The organism is Rossellomorea arthrocnemi, assembly GCF_904424705.1.
Classification (GTDB): domain Bacteria; phylum Bacillota; class Bacilli; order Bacillales; family Bacillaceae_B; genus Rossellomorea; species Rossellomorea arthrocnemi.
Genome location: NZ_CAJGBF010000001.1, coordinates 336,083 through 353,474 on the forward strand (window position 1 = coordinate 336,083; position 17,392 = coordinate 353,474).

The 17,392-nt window shown below is 43.7% G+C and carries 13 protein-coding genes; all 13 read right to left on the reverse strand.

The features are described from left to right. Nucleotides 1-492: 492 nt before the first annotated feature. Nucleotides 493-1,566 (reverse strand): Ger(x)C family spore germination protein, encoded by a 1,074-nt coding sequence (locus tag BAA9072_RS01775; protein ID WP_230980717.1) that lies wholly within the window; start codon nt 1,564-1,566, stop codon nt 493-495. Next, nucleotides 1,563-2,636 (reverse strand): GerAB/ArcD/ProY family transporter, encoded by a 1,074-nt coding sequence (locus BAA9072_RS01780; RefSeq protein WP_230980718.1) that lies wholly within the window; start codon nt 2,634-2,636, stop codon nt 1,563-1,565. Before BAA9072_RS01780 ends, BAA9072_RS01775 begins: the two co-directional genes overlap by 4 nt. Next, nucleotides 2,629-3,936: a spore germination protein gene (locus tag BAA9072_RS01785; RefSeq protein ID WP_201712961.1), complete on the reverse strand. Its 1,308-nt coding sequence runs from the start codon at nt 3,934-3,936 to the stop codon at nt 2,629-2,631. Before BAA9072_RS01785 ends, BAA9072_RS01780 begins: the two co-directional genes overlap by 8 nt. 181 nt (nt 3,937-4,117) lie before the next feature. Beyond that, on the reverse strand, nt 4,118-5,599 hold the full coding sequence (locus tag BAA9072_RS01790; RefSeq protein WP_201713193.1) for an Lsa family ABC-F type ribosomal protection protein: 1,482 nt from the start codon (nt 5,597-5,599) through the stop codon (nt 4,118-4,120). A gap of 553 nt (nt 5,600-6,152) precedes the next feature. Further along, nucleotides 6,153-6,293: a hypothetical protein gene (locus BAA9072_RS01795; protein WP_201712962.1), complete on the reverse strand. Its 141-nt coding sequence runs from the start codon at nt 6,291-6,293 to the stop codon at nt 6,153-6,155. Nucleotides 6,294-6,330: 37 nt separating this feature from the next. Continuing rightward, nucleotides 6,331-7,290 (reverse strand): carbohydrate kinase family protein, encoded by a 960-nt coding sequence (locus BAA9072_RS01800; RefSeq protein ID WP_201712963.1) that lies wholly within the window; start codon nt 7,288-7,290, stop codon nt 6,331-6,333. A 4-nt stretch (nt 7,291-7,294) separates the two neighbouring features. Continuing rightward, a complete protein-coding gene (locus tag BAA9072_RS01805) occupies nt 7,295-8,800 on the reverse strand; it encodes a glycoside hydrolase family 32 protein (RefSeq protein ID WP_230980719.1) in 1,506 nt (501 codons plus the stop codon). Nucleotides 8,801-8,864: 64 nt separating this feature from the next. Further along, complete coding sequence (locus BAA9072_RS01810) at nt 8,865-10,478, reverse strand: ABC transporter substrate-binding protein (RefSeq protein WP_201712964.1); 1,614 nt, start codon at nt 10,476-10,478, stop codon at nt 8,865-8,867. A gap of 28 nt (nt 10,479-10,506) precedes the next feature. Further along, nucleotides 10,507-11,385 (reverse strand): carbohydrate ABC transporter permease, encoded by an 879-nt coding sequence (locus BAA9072_RS01815; protein ID WP_201712965.1) that lies wholly within the window; start codon nt 11,383-11,385, stop codon nt 10,507-10,509. Between the two features lie 15 nt (nt 11,386-11,400). Next, the gene (locus BAA9072_RS01820) at nt 11,401-12,366 is read right to left on the reverse strand and encodes an ABC transporter permease (RefSeq protein ID WP_408015194.1); all 966 of its coding nucleotides are present in this window, start codon (nt 12,364-12,366) and stop codon (nt 11,401-11,403) included. A gap of 190 nt (nt 12,367-12,556) precedes the next feature. Further along, nucleotides 12,557-13,894 carry an ABC transporter substrate-binding protein gene (locus BAA9072_RS01825; RefSeq protein WP_201712967.1) on the reverse strand — a complete coding sequence of 446 codons (1,338 nt, stop codon included), beginning with the start codon at nt 13,892-13,894 and terminating at the stop codon, nt 12,557-12,559. Then, nucleotides 13,891-15,483, reverse strand: coding sequence for a response regulator transcription factor (locus tag BAA9072_RS01830; protein WP_230980720.1), 1,593 nt, complete (start codon nt 15,481-15,483; stop codon nt 13,891-13,893). The genes BAA9072_RS01825 and BAA9072_RS01830 overlap by 4 nt, the downstream gene beginning before the upstream one ends. Then, nucleotides 15,458-17,245 (reverse strand): sensor histidine kinase, encoded by a 1,788-nt coding sequence (locus tag BAA9072_RS01835; protein ID WP_201712968.1) that lies wholly within the window; start codon nt 17,243-17,245, stop codon nt 15,458-15,460. Before BAA9072_RS01835 ends, BAA9072_RS01830 begins: the two co-directional genes overlap by 26 nt. Nucleotides 17,246-17,392 lie beyond the last annotated feature (147 nt).

The following is a 17,392-nucleotide window of genomic DNA, read 5'->3' on the forward strand; positions in this document are numbered from 1 at the left end:
CATTAGAGCCTGCGACTAAGCCTTATATGTTCCTTTGAACTCCATTTAAAAAAAACGATTTTCACCACCTTTGAAAATAATCTTGAATACTCAGGAATTAGCAAACTATGAGCATACCTACCAATTAGAGTTAACATGGCAAAACCCCTCTATAAAAAGGACTTTCCCAAATCAAAACAAAGCGAACATGTCAGCATCATCAAGCGATATGATACTGACAAGGTTTTCAACTCATCACAAAAGCACCAATCAAAAAAACCGGGACAATCACCCTACCAAATTCCCCCCATTTGGAAGCATGGGGACGGTTCTTTTGCTTCCGAATGTTCATTTTTCCATTCATCTCCTCACTGATAACGCCCAGTCTCTTGAAAGTCACCGTTAAGACCAATAACCTATTTAAGACAAAAAAAAGCATGGGGACGGTTCCCGTGCTTCCTGTTTGGTCAAAAACGAAGCAGCAGAACCGTCCCCATGCTTCCCCATGCTTCCCTAATCATTGGTCAGTTTCAAGTTTCCTGTGTTTTGAATATCTACATGGATGATAAATGATGCATTCAGTTCAGGGTAATACTGTGAACGCCAATTTTTTAAGTTTTGTCGGGGTATTTCTTTTCGAAACATTTGACCCAATCCCAAAATATCGGCTTCGGACTTTTGTAGTTTGGTGAACATTTGTTCAAATCTGTTCGTCACAATTTTTTCAAAATCCTCTTTTATTTCTTTTTCTGAAGGTTTCCCTTTTGTTTCCAATACCATGACAACAAAGTTCATGTGGGTTACTAAAGATGGCCGATCATGAGTGAAGGTACTCTTGTGAGACATCGAGTCGTCAAGAATTAATACACTTCCTACATTGGTTACTTCTACTCTCCCTTGAGTACTTTCCCCATTAAATGCATTATATAATAACGTTTCATCGGGACTGATTTCTTCTACCATTCTTCCGTTTTTGATTACCCCCGCCCCTTTGTACTCTACCAGGGTAGTGTCTCCACGTCGAAGAAGAGGTACGGCAACATCTCTTGTGTAGGAATGGATACTCCTGTAAATTTGCCACACCCTTGTTAAGGCAATTTCCGGATCCCATCCAGCATTTTTTTCAAAAAAACCGAAGAGACTGGTGCCGCTGGGGGGAGTATCCTTTTCCATGCTGGCAAAGAAATCCTCTATATTGTCATCACATATGGCAACGAGCGCTTTGGCAGACACATCTCTTGACCTCATGATTCCTGAAATCAGGTCTTCCACCCCTTCTTCCGCTAATCGTCTCTCCAATACAATCACCTTTACATGTAATAAATCCACATCTTGTTCTATGTTGGTACTTATCTTCTCCACCGCTTCATTGATCGTTTCACCATACCCGATCACCACCCGGGTCCTAATGGTACCATTTTGAGGTTCCGGGATTTGCAAGTAGACTTTATATTTTTCCATATCCTTCGAAACTCCCAACACAACAGGCATGACCCGATGGTTAATATCCCTGTTATCCCAGCATCCGCTTACTAACACAATGGGTAACAAGAGTAATACCCACATCCTTACGTTTTTCTTCTTCACATACTCTCCCCCCTTCTTTCTTTCACACCAAGGAAATAGATTGAGGTTGGGACACCAAAGATGACGAAGAATCGTATGATCGTATTCCACTTGAACAGCATTTCCACACCATTCCAATTATGAATCCATAAGCACACCAAATAGATAAATATAGATAGTCCAATAATCAGCAAAGACGACTTGGCACTTGGCCATAGACACTTGCGAATGATTCTGTCTAGCATCCACAATACTAATGAAATGTACAGGAGGGTGAAAATGACGACGCTAAGTAAGAAGAACACCGTTAACCGATCAAACATAATCCAGGTTAAGTGAATAGCGTCTACCGTCATGACAAAGGGAAAAATAAAATGGGAAGTCGTTGCTTGTCCGAAAGTAAGAACCGGTACATAAACAGATAGCAGAAAGATGGGGATTAAAACGATTCCTGCCCACATAATCTTTCTTCCTTTAAACGGAACGAATGGGTGAATAAAGCCCAGAAACAGAAAAGAGCCACCAATGGCAAAGTAGCTTTTTAAATAAGATGATTTGGTTAAAAAGGAGAAATCATTGGGTAAAAGGGGATAGATATAGCGCCAATCCACATTTTGAAAAGAGGAAATCATAATAAAACAAAGGATCGGAAACAACAGCAGGAAGATTAAGTAGCCGGTTCTCATAATCCCTTCAATCCCCTTGAGAGCTAAGTAACATGCAACCGTCATGATAAGAGCCATAATCGCCCATAGAGGAGTCTTTGAAAGAAAAACGATGGAAACAATCTCTGAATAGGCACGCACAGAAATGATGTTTGCCATGAGAAAGTAAATGAAAGTTGGCGCAAGAATCATAAAGGTGAGAACCTTTCCTTTGTCCTTGTAAATCGTAATGATATCTTTGTCAGGGAAATGACTGATTCCCTTCAACAATAAATAGAGTAAGATGAAATGGATAGAGACTCCAATCATTATTGGAATCCAGTGTCCTTGAGTTGTACTCATAATAATATTGGCCGGGTACAAGAAAAGGATGAGTCCAACATGAGTTAATATGTACAATATACTGACATACAAGCTTCTATCCACTATTACTTTCCCCTTTCATCGTAATGTAAGGCATCCCTAACGTGTTAAAACCGGCTAGATAGGCGGATACAAAAAATATGCCTGCAAACAATCCAAATACACCAAATATGGCGGAAAGTATCAATAGGAGGTATTTAAAGATTCGAATAAATAGGGAATTGGCGAAGCCTATGATGGTCGAATTGGCGATCGTTGTCGCAGCTAAAATGATGATAAGCAGATTACTGACTAATCTTGCCTCTACAACCGCCTGTCCTAAGATGATCCCTCCTACCATGGTAATCGTTGGGCCAACGCTTTTTGGAAGCCTTAAACTTGCCTCCAATATTAACTCAAGAATAAGGAGCATTAACATCGTCTCTATAAATGCAGGATACGGGACCCCTTCTCGAGACTGAGCAACCGATAATGCTAATTCTATTCTGAGCATTTCCGGATTCACTGAAACCAATGCTACATATAATCCAGGAAGAATCACGGAAATAAGAGCTCCCGTTATTCTAAGCAGTCTCTTGGCGAACATGATCGGATATGAATAGTTTCGGTCATTCTCCAGAAAAAACAGATCTGAAAATACATTGGGAAGGATTAGAGCGAATGGAAATCTGTCTAAAAATAATACAATCTTCCCTCTTTCCAGGCTTCTATAAACCTCTAAAGGAATTTCAGTCGTTTTAAAACTCGAGATCACATTTCTTTTTGGAAATCCCAGCATATTCGAGATATCTTGTAGATTGTTTAGCTCGAAATGCTTATTCCTTTCCATTCTGGAAATAATCTCATCCTTCAGCTTCGCGTGGACTTTATCCGTACGAAATAGGAGCGAAACGCTCTTCTTTTGCTCCTCACCAAATGAATAGGCCGTCACATTCAAGTGGACGGAATTAATCTCTTTGCGGATCACGCCGATATTCGTGTTCAGGTCTTCAGTGAAAGCAAGTAAAGGGCCTTGTAGAATATTGTCATTCGTAGGTTGCTCGATTCCACGGCTCAATTCCCTGCCGACCGTGTCAACATAAGGAATCAACGCATTTTGACTACGTATATATATGAGCAGCTTGCCTTCCAATATCGATTGAACAAAATCACTTTGCTCATTTTTCTCTTCAACTTGATGTAAAAATCCCCTTTCACCACTCTCATGAAAATGCCTCTCGAGAGATTGTATCGTTTTGGGCAAATCGATGAGACTATCCAACCCCAGCAAGACAATTTGATTCTGATCAATGATTTGCTCCAGCATAAAAAAGTCAGCGCTACCACCAAATACATCCTTGATTTCCTTTAAAATAGAATCCATAAAAGGGAAGCTCCTCTAAATACATCATTAAAAACAACTTATCCATATCATGGATATTTTATTCAGGAAGCGCGGGGACGGTTCTGTTGCTTCCTTTTCACACAAAAACGGTGACCGGGAAATCCGGTCACCGTTTTTCATCGTATGCAATATAGAAACTTACCTACTTTTATAATGTATCTCATTCCATAGATACTTTTTTCGTGGCAACATTTTGTTGGAATGCCTGATCATGCTCCACCATAAGCATGGTTGGATTGAAGCTATGAATAAGCTCTTCAATCTGCATGCGTGAATAGATATCAATAAAGTTTAATGGCTCATCCCAAATGTATATATGGGCTTTCTCACATAAACTTTTCGCTATAAGCAATTTTTTCTTTTGGCCGCCAGAATAATGGGAGATGTCCTTTTCAAACTGAATCCTGTCAAAGTCCATTTTCCGTAGAATGGATTTAAACAACGTCTCATCTATCAGGTGCTCTTCAATAAAGTCAGATAACATGCCTTTTAGATGAGAAGTGTCTTGATGGACATACGAAATAACAAGTCCCGAACCTACCTTCATTGTCCCTCTGTACTGAAGGGGCTCCCCTAGGATCAGTTTCAGAATACTACTTTTCCCACTCCCATTCTTCCCATCAAGGATGACGCGATCTCCTTGTTTCATGTTCAAGCTGATCGGTTTATTCACGATTTTGCCATCGTACATAACGGACACATCCGTCAGACTCACCAATTCTTTCGAATGAAGTTCCAACGGCTCTATTTTTAATGCCTCGGTTTTTTCTACATTTTTCAGCAAATTTGATTTTTCCTCAATGGCTTTTTGCTGTCTTGATTCGAGGTTTTTAGATCGTTTCATCATCTTCGCTGCCTTATGACCTACAAAACCCTTGTCCAATTTAGAACCAGAATTTGTTGTTCCTTCTTTGGATGCTTCCACGTGGTTTGACCAACCTGCTGACCGTTTCGAAGACTGTTGTAGCCGCCCGATGTCTTTTTGCAGGCGCTCGTTTGTGGCTTCTTCATGTTCCTGTTGCCTATCAAAATTCAGCTTCCAGGAAGAATAATTTCCACTTTGAACTTCTATATTTGTTTTATTGATAGACAAAATGTGATCAACGCACCCGTCCACAACATGCCTATCATGTGAAATTAAGATAAATCCTTTTTTCTTGCTTAAATAGTCTGCAACCATCTTTCGGGCATTCGTGTCTAAATGATTGGTTGGCTCATCGATTAACAGAAATTGGCCTTCATTTAAGAAAAGTGCAGCAAGCAACACCTTCGTTTGTTCCCCATTGGATAATGTCTCAAATGGACGGTACATTACCTCGGCATCGACATGTAAATACGAAATCTCCCGAAGGAACTGCCAGTCTTCTACTTGAGGGCATATACTTTCTAAAATTTCATGAGTGTATTTGCTTTTATCAGCTACCGGATAAGGAAAATAATTAAACTCAACCGAAGAATTGATTTTCCCGCTATACTCGTAATTTCCTAATAACAAATGAAAAAATGTGGTCTTCCCTCTTCCATTTCGACCGATAAATCCAAGCTTCCAATCTGTATCTATTTGGAAGTTCACATTTTCGAAAATAGGATCAAAGCTGCTCGGATAAGAAAAAGTCAGGTCTTGCACTTGAATCATTGACATCATAATTCCTCCTTTGTATATATACACATTCCTAATATACAAAGTCGACTCATCCATCGAATCTATTTTACTCCGCATAAGTTTGATGGACAGGAACGACTTATACGGAGTGGATCATGCACAACAATTGTGTCGGTACTCATCTCATCTCTCCTTTACCTATTAGAGTGTGGATAGAGTTATGAAAAGTATACTTCGCATCTTTGAGAGAACAAAAAAATCCCCCAATCGTTATTGGAAGGATCGTCATACACTCATATTGGATACGTCTTTCATGGTATGAAAATATTGCCATAACCAGTAAGACATAAACAAGTTTATAAAAATGAACAGACTAATCCTATACTTACATGTTCGAACGTTTATTCGATTCAAATAAAATATAGATTAGTTAATCATTGTTCATTCATCAGCTCTCTCATATTGATTTAAAGTATCATCATGTATCCACGTCTCAGAGAAAAATGAAAAGCTCATTTTTCGAATATAAGTATATCACGAATGTTCCCATTCTGCATAGGGGAAGCGCGGGGACGGTTCTCGTGCTTCCTTTTTACGCCAAAAAGAAGCAACAGAACCGTCCCCATGCTCCTCCTATGACAGCATCGAGACGATTTTTCGCTTCTACTTTTAGGATGATTTCAGAAAAAACGGTGCATCCCCCACCAAGCTTATGCTTTACCATCCCGGGCATCAGGCATCCATCTAGTGCACGAATGTTATAGCTGTCATCAAGAAGAGGTCCGTCCCTCTAATTCCCTAATCGCGCTGATCGCTCCTATTTTTGTACAGACAGTTGCCCCTACGCGATTGCTGGTTGAAATGACGTTCTTTAATTCTTCGAAATTATCCAGGAGGGCTTCCGGATCCTGATAGTGATTGAGTTGATGCAGTGTCGCCCCAACGAATGCGTCTCCTGCTCCCGTTGAATCAATGGAATGAACGGGAATGCTTGGGACGATACACGATTCCTTACCATTTGAAATCAGTGTTCCATCCTTCCCAAGGGTGACGGCTACCGTATGGGCTCCCAGTCTATGAAAACGTTCGACTCCATCTGATAGATGGGCAAATCCAGAAATGATCTTACATTCCTCTTCGCTTACTTTGACGAAGTCTGCTTGGCTGATGCACTGCTCCGCCACCTCAATGAAGTCCCCCTCTCTCCCTTTCCATAAATCGCCTCGGAAGTTCGGGTCAAAGGAGACGAATTTCCCTGCTTCTTTGACGGTTTGGATGAAGGATACGTACGCGGACTTAAAGGGATCCTCCAGTAAGGCGGTAGCCGATCCGAAGTGAATGATGGAAGATTCCCTCCAACTGCTTTCATGAAGCTCTTCCTTGTTCAGATGGGCATCCGCCCCTCGATTAAACACGAAATCTCTTTCCCCATCTTCTTTCAAAGATACAAACGCCAGGGTTGTAGGATGATGCTCATCAAGAAGAATGGAAGAATCATCAATGGAAAGATCGTTCATGGTCTTTTTTAGGAAATGGCCGAACGGGTCATTTCCTACCTTGCTCAGGAATCTGGCGCGCCCCCCAAGTGTGGTGATGGTGGCACACACATTCGCAGGAGCCCCTCCTGCTTGCTTGGAGAAGTGTTGACCATGTGCCAGGTCTTTATTGATATCGGTACAAAAGAAATCGATGAGCAGTTCACCGATACATAAAATCGAAGGGTTATTCATGCTCTCACACTTCCTTTCCCCAGATAGAGGAAAGCTCGGTAACCAAGAGCTCTTCCACCTTGGCACCACCTCCAAGGGCAGTGAAGGAAAGGGTGTGATTCGTTCCCTTTGGAAAGATAAGATTGGTTAATACTCCCCGTCCTCCCTGTGCGAATACCTCTAAGGAAGACGAGTCCAGGAATAACTGAAGGCTGAGTGTATCGTCCAATAATGCCACAGGACATTCGGAAATTCCCGGAAATGAATCCGAAAACTCGTGTTCTCCTGACTGAGTCCGATCGACCGATAACATGTGGGTGATTCGATTGTACCGAATACTTGTTTTCTCATCGGATGAATGCTGGATCGTCAGACAGAACTCTTCTGCCTTTTCCAACGTTACAGCCAGATTCACTTCCACCAATTCATGATTTACATCTATTAAGTACGCTTCTTCCGTTAACTCTATTGCATTAGAGACCTTTGATTCTTTTCTGATTTCGCTGATTTCGGATACAGGTTTTTGTAAAAGCTGAACACCATCTCTAGTAGAAATCAAGGTCATTTCTCTAGGCAGCGTCATGGCTCCTCTCCACGTTTCAGTCGGAACCTGATTTGCATATCTCCAGTTGTTCATCCATCCAAGATAGATTCGTCTTCCGTCCTTTTCAGGGATATCGGACCAGCTCACTCCCGCATAATTGTCCCTTCCGTGATCAAGCCAGAGGATGGAGTCCGCACCATGATGGTTGATAAACGTCCTGCCGTCAAAGTCCCCAACAAAGTACTGGGTCCTTGAACCTTCCTTGAAATCGGGATTGTCACCAATGCTCACCAGCATCACCCATTTCACATGATCGGGATTACCGTCAACCATGAGTGGAAACAGATCCGGGCATTCCCATACTCCGGAATGGGAGCCTTCGTCTTGGCCGAATTCACTGGCAAACTCCCAATCGATCAAGTTAGGGGACGTATAAATGGTAATCGTCTGACCTGTCGCCAGCACCATGACCCAACGTTCAGATTCCTCATGCCAAAATACTTTGGGATCCCGGTAATCGGTAATGTCTTCATCTGACAGGACAGGATTCCCCTCGTATTTCTCCCACGTCCTCCCATGATCAAGACTATAGGCTAGACTTTGCCTCTGTCTTGGACGATCGGAATCCGGATATGAGTCGGCGCTTGTATAAATGGCGGCCAGCCCCCCATTCCCCTTTTCAAAGAAACCCGAGGTATTCTTCCAATCCACCACCGCGCTTCCAGAGAAAATAGCACCGTGCTCGTCAGGATAAAGAGCGATCGGCAGCTCCTCCCAATGGATCAAATCCCGACTAACCGCATGCCCCCAGTGCATCGGTCCCCACGTGGTTCCTTGTGGATGATATTGAAAGAAGAGATGATATTCCCCTTCAAAATAGACCATCCCATTCGGATCATTCAGCCACTTTTCCTTCGGGGAAAAATGAAATTGCGGACGATAGGTTTCTGAATAGAGGCTCATTTTTTCTTGATAATGTTTTGTCATAAGAATTCTCCTTTGCATTCGAAAGGCTGCACGATTGCCTGGGCAAGGTACAGCCTGAATGTAATTATGATTGGTTACGGTCATATCCATCCTGCTTTATTTTCAACCACTCCTGTAACCCGAGGCGATCGAGTTCTTTCAAGTAATCCGCCCATTCTTCATCGGCTTTCCCGTTGGTGATCCATTCCGCCTTTTTACGCTTCACATAAGCAAGCAAATCGGTCTCGATCTTCGAAAGCTTATCTAACTCCTCAAGAGAGAAGAATACTTTTGGATAGATGTTATCCGCCTTCATATCCGGTACCATGACATCCTTCATGAGCCCCAGTCTCCAGGCAGCATCATCCGGTTTCGTTGTCACGGCTCCATAGTATTCGTCCAGGATTGCCAGTGGACCGCCGACGGATGTCTTTTCCCTGAGTTCAACAGGAGCGGTTCCTTCTAATGGAAGGTGTTTTAATGAATGACTGTCACTATCCAATTCGAAGATATTCTGCTGTTTGTCATCCCCATATGTTCCCCAGTTGTTTTGAACCGATTGAAGCGGGTTATAGAATTGATCGATCCACTTCGCCGTTAATTCAAGGTTCTCGTTAGCACTTGTGATGACCATTTTATTCCGGTCAAATCCCATACCGTTCGTTCTCGCCACATTCTTCGTTCCATCGGGGCCTTCAAGGGCAGGCATGAGGTCGTATCGATCGTTCATACCCGTGATATTGGCTTTATCCCATGTGAAGTACATGCCGTAACGTCCTTCTTTCCCTTTCGACAGGTAGGTGTTCCAATCCTGTTCAAAGGCTTCTACGTCAATCAAATCTTCTTTATATAATTCATTTAAATAATTGATGGCATCCTTATACCCTTCGTCGGCTGCCGTCAGCTTCACTTCACCGTCATTTGTAACGACCGTGTGATCCCAGTTTTCACCGAGTCCGAATGAACCGAACAAGAAGGACACATCTTCACCTCCATGGTTGATGATGAAGGACATCGGAATTTCATCAGCCTCACCGTTCCCGTTTGGATCCTGCGTCTTGAATGCTTTCAGGACTTCTTTAAGTTCATCGGTTGTTTTTGGCATCTCAAGCCCCAGTTTATTCAGCCATTCGACATTGATCCAAGGGAAGTCATCAACAGAGTGGATACTTTCCTTTTCTGAACCAAGCTCTTCAATCCAAGGGAAGGAATAAATATGTCCATCCGGTGCCGTCATCATCGATCGATATTCAGGTGCATCTTCCAAGACCTTTTTCAGGTTGGGCATATGCTCATCAATCAGATCCTCAACAGGAACGATCGCTCCATCCTTCGCAAGCTTCAATAGCTCATAGTCACTGTATCCCGCATTCATGATCGCGTCTGGAAGTTCGCCGCTCGCGACAGCCAGATTCCGTTTTTCATTGAAGGTTTCCCCCGCCGTATAATTGGTCCAGTCGATCTTCACTCCCGTTTCTTCCTGGAGCCTTTTGAAGATCAGCTTTTCATTTGGATCATCCGGAGCAAGTGGTGAGCTGGATGTCATCATCTTAAGCGTCACCTGCTCCTCTAACGGAAACTTCACATTTTCCAGTTCATAATTTTCAGAAGAAGCACTTTCACTGTTGTTGCTGCACCCGGCTGCAAGCAGCATCCCTGACATCAGAAATACCGACATTGTCTTCGTCTTTTTCCCCATTGTTAAACCCCCATTGATAAAATATAGATTATTTTAAAGATCCCACCATAACACCTTTTTCAAAGTATTTCTGGAAGAATGGATACATAATGATCAGCGGCAAGCTTGCTAATACGATGGATGAATACTTGATCATCTCTGAAATTCTTTGGAGTTCCGCTGCCGCCTGCTGATCAGCGATCATTCCCGGTTGTACCTCATTCTGGATAAGGATCGATCGCAGGACGAGCTGTAACGGGTACAAATTCCGGTCCTCAAGATAGATCATCGCATCGAAATATGAATTCCATTGTGCGATGAACGCATAGAGCGCGATGACAAAGATGATCGGCTTTGATAACGGAAACACGATGTTCAAGAAGATCTTGAACTCCGATGCCCCGTCGATCCTTGCTGCTTCCTTCAACTCATTCGGAATCGATTTGAAATACGTTCTTGCAAGGATAATGAACCAGACGTTGATGGCATTGGGAAGGATGATCGCCCAAATCGTGTTCAGCATCCCTAAGTCCTTCACCACCATATACGTCGGGATCAACCCTCCGTTGAAGAACATCGTGATGAGAAAGAACACCATGATGAACTTTCGTCCGACAAGTCCTTCAGCCGAGAGGGAATAGCCGGCAAAGATGCAGACACTCACGGTGATGATGGTGAACCCTGCAGAATAGAGAATCGAGTTGATGAATCCTTTGACGATGGTACCGTCCTCGAAGATTCGTTTATATCCTTCAAGCGTCCAATCTGAACCGCTGATGAGGAATCCTTTTTTCACCAGAACATTCGGTTCAAGAACCGATGATAGTAGAACGTATATCAGAGGGAACAGAACAATAATCACGATTCCCCCAAGCAGGATTTTGTTAATAAAAAGAATGAGTTTATCACTCCTGGTGTATTGGTACATCTCATTTCCCCCTTTCTATAAAAGACCTTCGCCTTCGTTTAATTTCTTGACCACACGGTTGACAAAAACCAATAAGATGACATTGATGACGGCATTGAACAACCCTACTGCCGTGGCGAATGAATAGTCACCTGCCTGCAGCCCCCGCTTGTATACATAGGTCGAAATGATTTCCGAGGTTGGAAGGTTCATAGATGTCTGTAACAGATAGGCTTTCTCAAATCCAATCGCCATGATGCCTCCTGCAGCCAGGATGAACAGGACCGCCATGACAGGCTTCAGTGTCGGAAGATCGATATGCCAGATGCGTTGAAGCAGGGACGCCCCATCTACGGTTGCTGCATCGTGAAGCTGGGGATCCACATTGGCGAGTGCCGCCACATAGATGATCGAGGCCCACCCCGCGCCCTGCCAAACTCCTGACCAGATATAGATGCTTCTGAAGGCTTCAGGATCAGACATGAATGAAATCGGCTTATCCGTAAAAACCGACAGCATCGCATTAATCGGTCCCGTAGGTGATAGGAAGAGAAAGATCATCCCTGAGATGACGACGACTGAGATAAAATGTGGTGCATAAAGGATGAGTTGAATATTCTTCTTCACTCCTGTTTTCCGGAGCTGATTCAGCATCAGAGCAAGGATGATCGGGACCGGAAAACCGATCAGAAGCTCGAAGGAACTTAATTTCAGAGTATTGACCAGAATATCCATGAAATTCGGAGACGATAAAAAGTCCGTAAAGTGCTTGAACCCCACCCATTCACTTCCATTGATCCCCCTGATGGGACTGAAATCCTTAAATGCAATGGATGCCCCATACATGGGAACATACTTGAAAATGATCGTAAGAATGATGGCAGGTGCAAGAAACAAATAGAGAATATAGTTTTTCTTCATATAATGGAGCTTGGTTTTGAGTTTCGAATTTTTCTTTGTTTCCGTTATGACTGGTGTATCTGCCTTCGCAAGTTCTTGCAAACGTTTGACCCCCTTTTGATAAATCACTTTGTTCAGAAACATTTGACCCGGCCCATTTAGGTGAGGATGTCTGTTGAGTTCACTTTACTGGAATACAAGAATGAAAACGTTTACTATTTTCGGATGAAACAGTTTAAATTTTTTGGAAGTTTACTGCACAAAAAAAACCTCTGGCAGCTGCCAAAGGTCTCTAGTCCAAATCATTCAGTTCTTCATTTATCTTGTTCACTGCTTCTTCTGCAGAAGCATTGACGTCCTTCCCTCCGATTCCCACGTCTTCAAATAGCGTTTTGACTGCCTCGCTCACGACAGGATAAGCCGGGGTGATCGGTCGATTTCTTGAATACTTTTGTGCCTGTTCCACGAAAATATTCTTCGGATACTCATTGAACTCGGGAAAGGCTTCAGCAACAGAATAACGAGCCGGAACATCCCCGGTGATCTCCACATATTTCTTTGCCCCTTCAAAGCTGGTGACATATCGGATAAACTCCCATGCTTCATCGGGATAGTCAGTTTCAGACGAAATCCCAAGGGACCAACCTCCGTTTGGAACCGCCTGTTCGCTCCCTTTCGGCAGGGCGGTAATCCCGAAATCCTCACCCAGCCGGAAATCAGGGTTCATCCTACTGAGACTCTCCACCATCCAGGAACCGAGGACCGTCATACCGAGCCTATCGGTCTCCAATGCTTCCTCGGGGAGTTCGACATTTGCCACCTCGTATTTCTGATATAAATCCTGATAAAACTGGAGGGCTTTCAGTGATGCCGGGGAGTTCAAATATCCACTCGCTGTCTGATTGCCCGGATCCAGTACATCTCCTCCAAATTGCCAAAGGATAGGCATCTTGAAGTAGGATGGCGACTCTCCATCCGGAAATCCCTGGGCCGGGTCTATTCCCGTGATGTCAGGTGCTAAAGCAGAGATTTTCTTAGCAGCCTCGAGAACCTCATCCCAAGTCAGCGGGTCATGTGGATTTTTGGAAGGGAGGGGAACCCCTGCTTTTTCAAACAAATGGATGTTATAAAAGAGAGCCACACTTGATTCTGCAATGGGTGATAAATAGATTTCATCCTCATATGTGATCCCTTTCAACGTAGGGGTTGCGAGATCCTCAATATGACCATCTTGTCTCATATACTCATTCAACGACAGCAGACCACCCGCACTTGCATAAAGGGCAAGAGTCGGCGTATCGATCGTCAAAATATCAGGCGGGTCACCTGCTGCCATCTCCGTTCTAAGCTTCAACTCATAATCCCCATAAGGGATAGGGACCATTTCCACATCAATCGTGGGATGCTCCTTATTAAAGTCAGCCACCAGCTCTTCATACGCCTGATTCTCAAGCTCTGTCCCTTTGTTTCTCCAGAATGTCAGGTGGATCTTGGCTCGGTCATCCAGCATTTCTTCGTCCTTATCTCTGCTGGTTTCCTGGAATGAGGTAAAAGTGAAGATGCTGTAGATCCCAACTGTCAACATGAGTAACGCAGCCAGTACATAGATGGCGGTTAATTTATACTTCATCGTGCCTCCCCCTTATCCACTGTCATGGATTTCCGGTAATCAAGCGGCTTTTGTCCAAATCGCTTCTTGAATACAGTGCTGAAATAGCCGGAATTGGAATAGCCGACAAGATGGGCAATCTCGATGATCTTTAACTGTTCATCCATCAACAGGGAACGGGCTTTGTCCATTCGAAGGTTCACGAGATAATCACTGAAATTCTGTCCTACCAGTTCTTTGAACATCTCCGATAAATAGGCAGAGTTGATATGGAATTGATCAGCAAGGGAGGTGAGTGAAATGTCATTGGTGTAATGCTTGTCCAAATACCGCCTCACATTTTCCACGATGGCAATTCCATTAGAGGAATGCCGGGTTTCACTCACCTTATCCGCAATCATTCTTGCCAGGTCCAGCAGTTCTCCTTTGACCCTCTCCCGGGAAGTCAGTTCCCATATACCCAATTGACAATTCCACATCTTCTTCTTCAAATCATCGGTATACAAATCATATTTCCTTGCGATGGATCCAAGCATAAAGAGCAGCCGGCTAGATACAAAGGAATAAGACATCACTGATTGCCGGTCGCATTCAGCAAGGGTATTCAGTAGATGTTTCTTGAATGTCTCATAATCGCCCTGCTCCATGCTGTTTGACAACTTCCATTCCACATCGTCTGTGAATTCCACCGTCTGTTTACTCGTTGTCCCGTCAATGAATTGGGACGTGGCATCAGCGGAACTTTGACTCCAGGAGAGAAGGGAGGATATGAATCCGTTCTTTAATTGAGATAAACCCATGACTACTTTTCCCACCCCAATGACCGTTTCAACATTCAGATAGGTGCTGACATTCCGTTGCAATTCCTGAACAAAGGTATGGATTGAATTCCCCTCCGAGTGTTGTAGACATAAGAAATGAATCATATTCTGATAGCTCGTGTCGTAGAAGGACATGATTCCTTCATGCTCATAGGATAATTCCCGGCACAACATCTTGAAGGGCAGAAACAACTCCCTAACCTGTTCGGGGTCACGACTTCGAATCTCTACGGTGATGAACTGGACGACCGTGTCCTCATCTCCCAGCACATCAAGCTTCAGCTGACTCAGTCTCTCCCCGGAAATATTCTTCCCTGCCCATTCATCCTTCACCAAATGAAGCAGGTACTGCTCTCTCATTTCCTCAGCGTGGAACTGGTTCATTCTGATCGTTTCCATTCTTCTCTGCTTCTCCGCTTCAACCTCGCCCCTGCTCTTCCTGAGGGCAGCCGTTAATTCCTCGGGATCGACGGGCTTAAGCAGATAATCCTTCACTCCTTCGACCAAAGAGGAACGTACATACTCGAAATCCGCGTATCCCGACAAGACGATCACCTTAATATCAGGATACTTACCCGATAACGCTTTCACAAGCTGCATCCCATCCAAGACCGGCATCCTGACATCCGTCAGGACAACATCAGGCATCACCTCTTCGATAACCTGTAACGCTTCCTTGCCATTGGAGGCTTCACCGGCAATAACAAAGCCTTCTTCTTCCCAGTCCACTTTCCACTTCAACCCTCTTCGGATTTGAATTTCATCATCGACCAGAATCACCTTCAGCATGAAGATCCCCCCCTCCACTTTTTATGCGTAAGACAATGGTTGTACCTTGATACTCTTTGGATGAAATGTGATAGGTGAAATTTTCTCCGTAATACAGCTTTAAACGCCCCAGGACATTTCTAAGTCCGATGCTTCGCCCTTTGCTTTCCAGTACATGACTGGATTCATGAGGACCGAGGTCACGCTTCAATTCTTCCACAATAGACTCAGGGATCCCGATTCCATTATCCTCAATTACAATCTCCACCCAGTCATTCACTTTCTTCGTCGAAATACGAAGAACAGCCTCCGTTTTCTCTATGAAACTATATTTAACTGAATTCTCCACGAGTGGCTGGATAACGAACTTAATGATCGGGAGCTTAGAGGCTGCAGGATCCTCCTGAATGGAAACGGAGAGCGCAGCTTCATATCGCAGCTTCAGAATTTCCATAAACCTCCGTATATAGGTCATTTCTTCCCCGAGGGTCACCATATCAGATTCCGTATTGAGGGAATATCGCATGATCCTCCCTAAATGAATCGTGACATCGATCACCTCTTTGTTCTTCCCTTGAGCTGCGAGACCACCGATGGTTTCCAACGTATTATTTAAAAAATGTGGATTGATTTGCAGGAGCAGTGCCTTGTATTCCGCATCCCTCCTGCGTATGTTGGCTTCATATTCTGTTTCAATCAGGGTATCGAGGCGATTGGCCGTCTGGCCGAACACATCCACCACATAACCAATCTCATCATTCGCTGTCTTAATGGAAGGAATCAATTGCTTCGCTTTCTTAAATTCTCCCTTTTCAACAAGCTTCATGGCACCGGTCAATTTCCCCAAAGGCTTTACGATGGTAGAAGAAAAGAGATAAGACGCCATGATGGTCAATAAGAAGATCCATCCACTCGTCAAAAGGAGATTCCTCTGAAGCTCATTAACCTGAGAGAACAGTTCGGACTTGGTGATTTCGCTGACCAGCACCCATTCCCCAACCCTTGCCTTCTGATAGAAAATCATATACTCTTCTTTTTCGAAAGGGACCTCGATTAATCCCGAGCTGTTCCTCTCCTTCTTAATAGTCTTTAAGCTTTCCTTTACTACATTCTCCGGTGTATCGACGCTGCCCGTCAGCACATTTCTTCCAAGGCTGTCCAGGAGATAGACTCTCCCGTTCTCGCCCAGCTTGATCTTGCTTAAGGCATTTTCAAGAAGGGACGATGGAAAATTCACCTTGATCACCCCGGATAAATCAAGGGTATTGATATCAAAGAGTGGCAGAAGGTAACTGTTCACCTGATCCGCCATCAAATCATTATGAGATCGAAGCCAACGTTGATCGTCTTTATAGAATTCATCGAACCAAATGGTTTTCTCTAGAGGGGGAAGATTCCCGGCTGTCCCGGTTCCATCGCTCAGGTAAACGGATACGGACATCGACTTGGAGTTGTTGATCATCATCGAAGATAATTCCGCCTTTAACTGGTTCTTCATCAGAAGACGTTCTGCATCGGATACCTCCCTATCTTTCTCCTCGGACTTGATCCATTCCTGAGTCGTAGGGTTAACCAGTACCTGTTTTCCTAAATCCTCTGCCTGTGACGTGATTGAATCAATATACAGCGAATACTGCTCCATCATTTCAATCGTCGAACTTGTCGTACGTTCTTCCATGATGGACGTAAACCAGTTTGGAATGAGAATCGATAGAACTAGAAAAGGAAAAGTCAGCAGCAAGGTGAAAATCATAAATAATCGATTGCGAAGTGAGAAAAACATAGTGCCTCCAAGGTTAATGCAGAATAGGATATTATTATTTGAAAAGTGAAACTACTATTCTTTTAAATTTACCATAGAATGAGGGGGTGAAAAAGACAGAATGATTTGGAGAAGAGGGAATATACGGAAATATATCCGGAGGGACGG

Bases quoted from the DNA above. Each gene is read 5' to 3' on its own strand.
- BAA9072_RS01785 (WP_201712961.1), bottom strand. From the start codon at position 3,936: ATGGATTCTATTTTAAAGGAAATCAAGGATGTATTTGGTGGTAGCGCT.
- BAA9072_RS01790 (WP_201713193.1), bottom strand. From the start codon at position 5,599: ATGTCAATGATTCAAGTGCAAGACCTGACTTTTTCTTATCCGAGCAGC.
- BAA9072_RS01795 (WP_201712962.1), bottom strand. From the start codon at position 6,293: ATGCCCGGGATGGTAAAGCATAAGCTTGGTGGGGGATGCACCGTTTTT.
- BAA9072_RS01800 (WP_201712963.1), bottom strand. From the start codon at position 7,290: ATGAATAACCCTTCGATTTTATGTATCGGTGAACTGCTCATCGATTTC.
- BAA9072_RS01805 (WP_230980719.1), bottom strand. From the start codon at position 8,800: ATGACAAAACATTATCAAGAAAAAATGAGCCTCTATTCAGAAACCTAT.
- BAA9072_RS01810 (WP_201712964.1), bottom strand. From the start codon at position 10,478: ATGGGGAAAAAGACGAAGACAATGTCGGTATTTCTGATGTCAGGGATG.
- BAA9072_RS01815 (WP_201712965.1), bottom strand. From the start codon at position 11,385: ATGTACCAATACACCAGGAGTGATAAACTCATTCTTTTTATTAACAAA.
- BAA9072_RS01825 (WP_201712967.1), bottom strand. From the start codon at position 13,894: ATGAAGTATAAATTAACCGCCATCTATGTACTGGCTGCGTTACTCATG.
- BAA9072_RS01830 (WP_230980720.1), bottom strand. From the start codon at position 15,483: ATGCTGAAGGTGATTCTGGTCGATGATGAAATTCAAATCCGAAGAGGG.
- BAA9072_RS01835 (WP_201712968.1), bottom strand. From the start codon at position 17,245: ATGTTTTTCTCACTTCGCAATCGATTATTTATGATTTTCACCTTGCTG.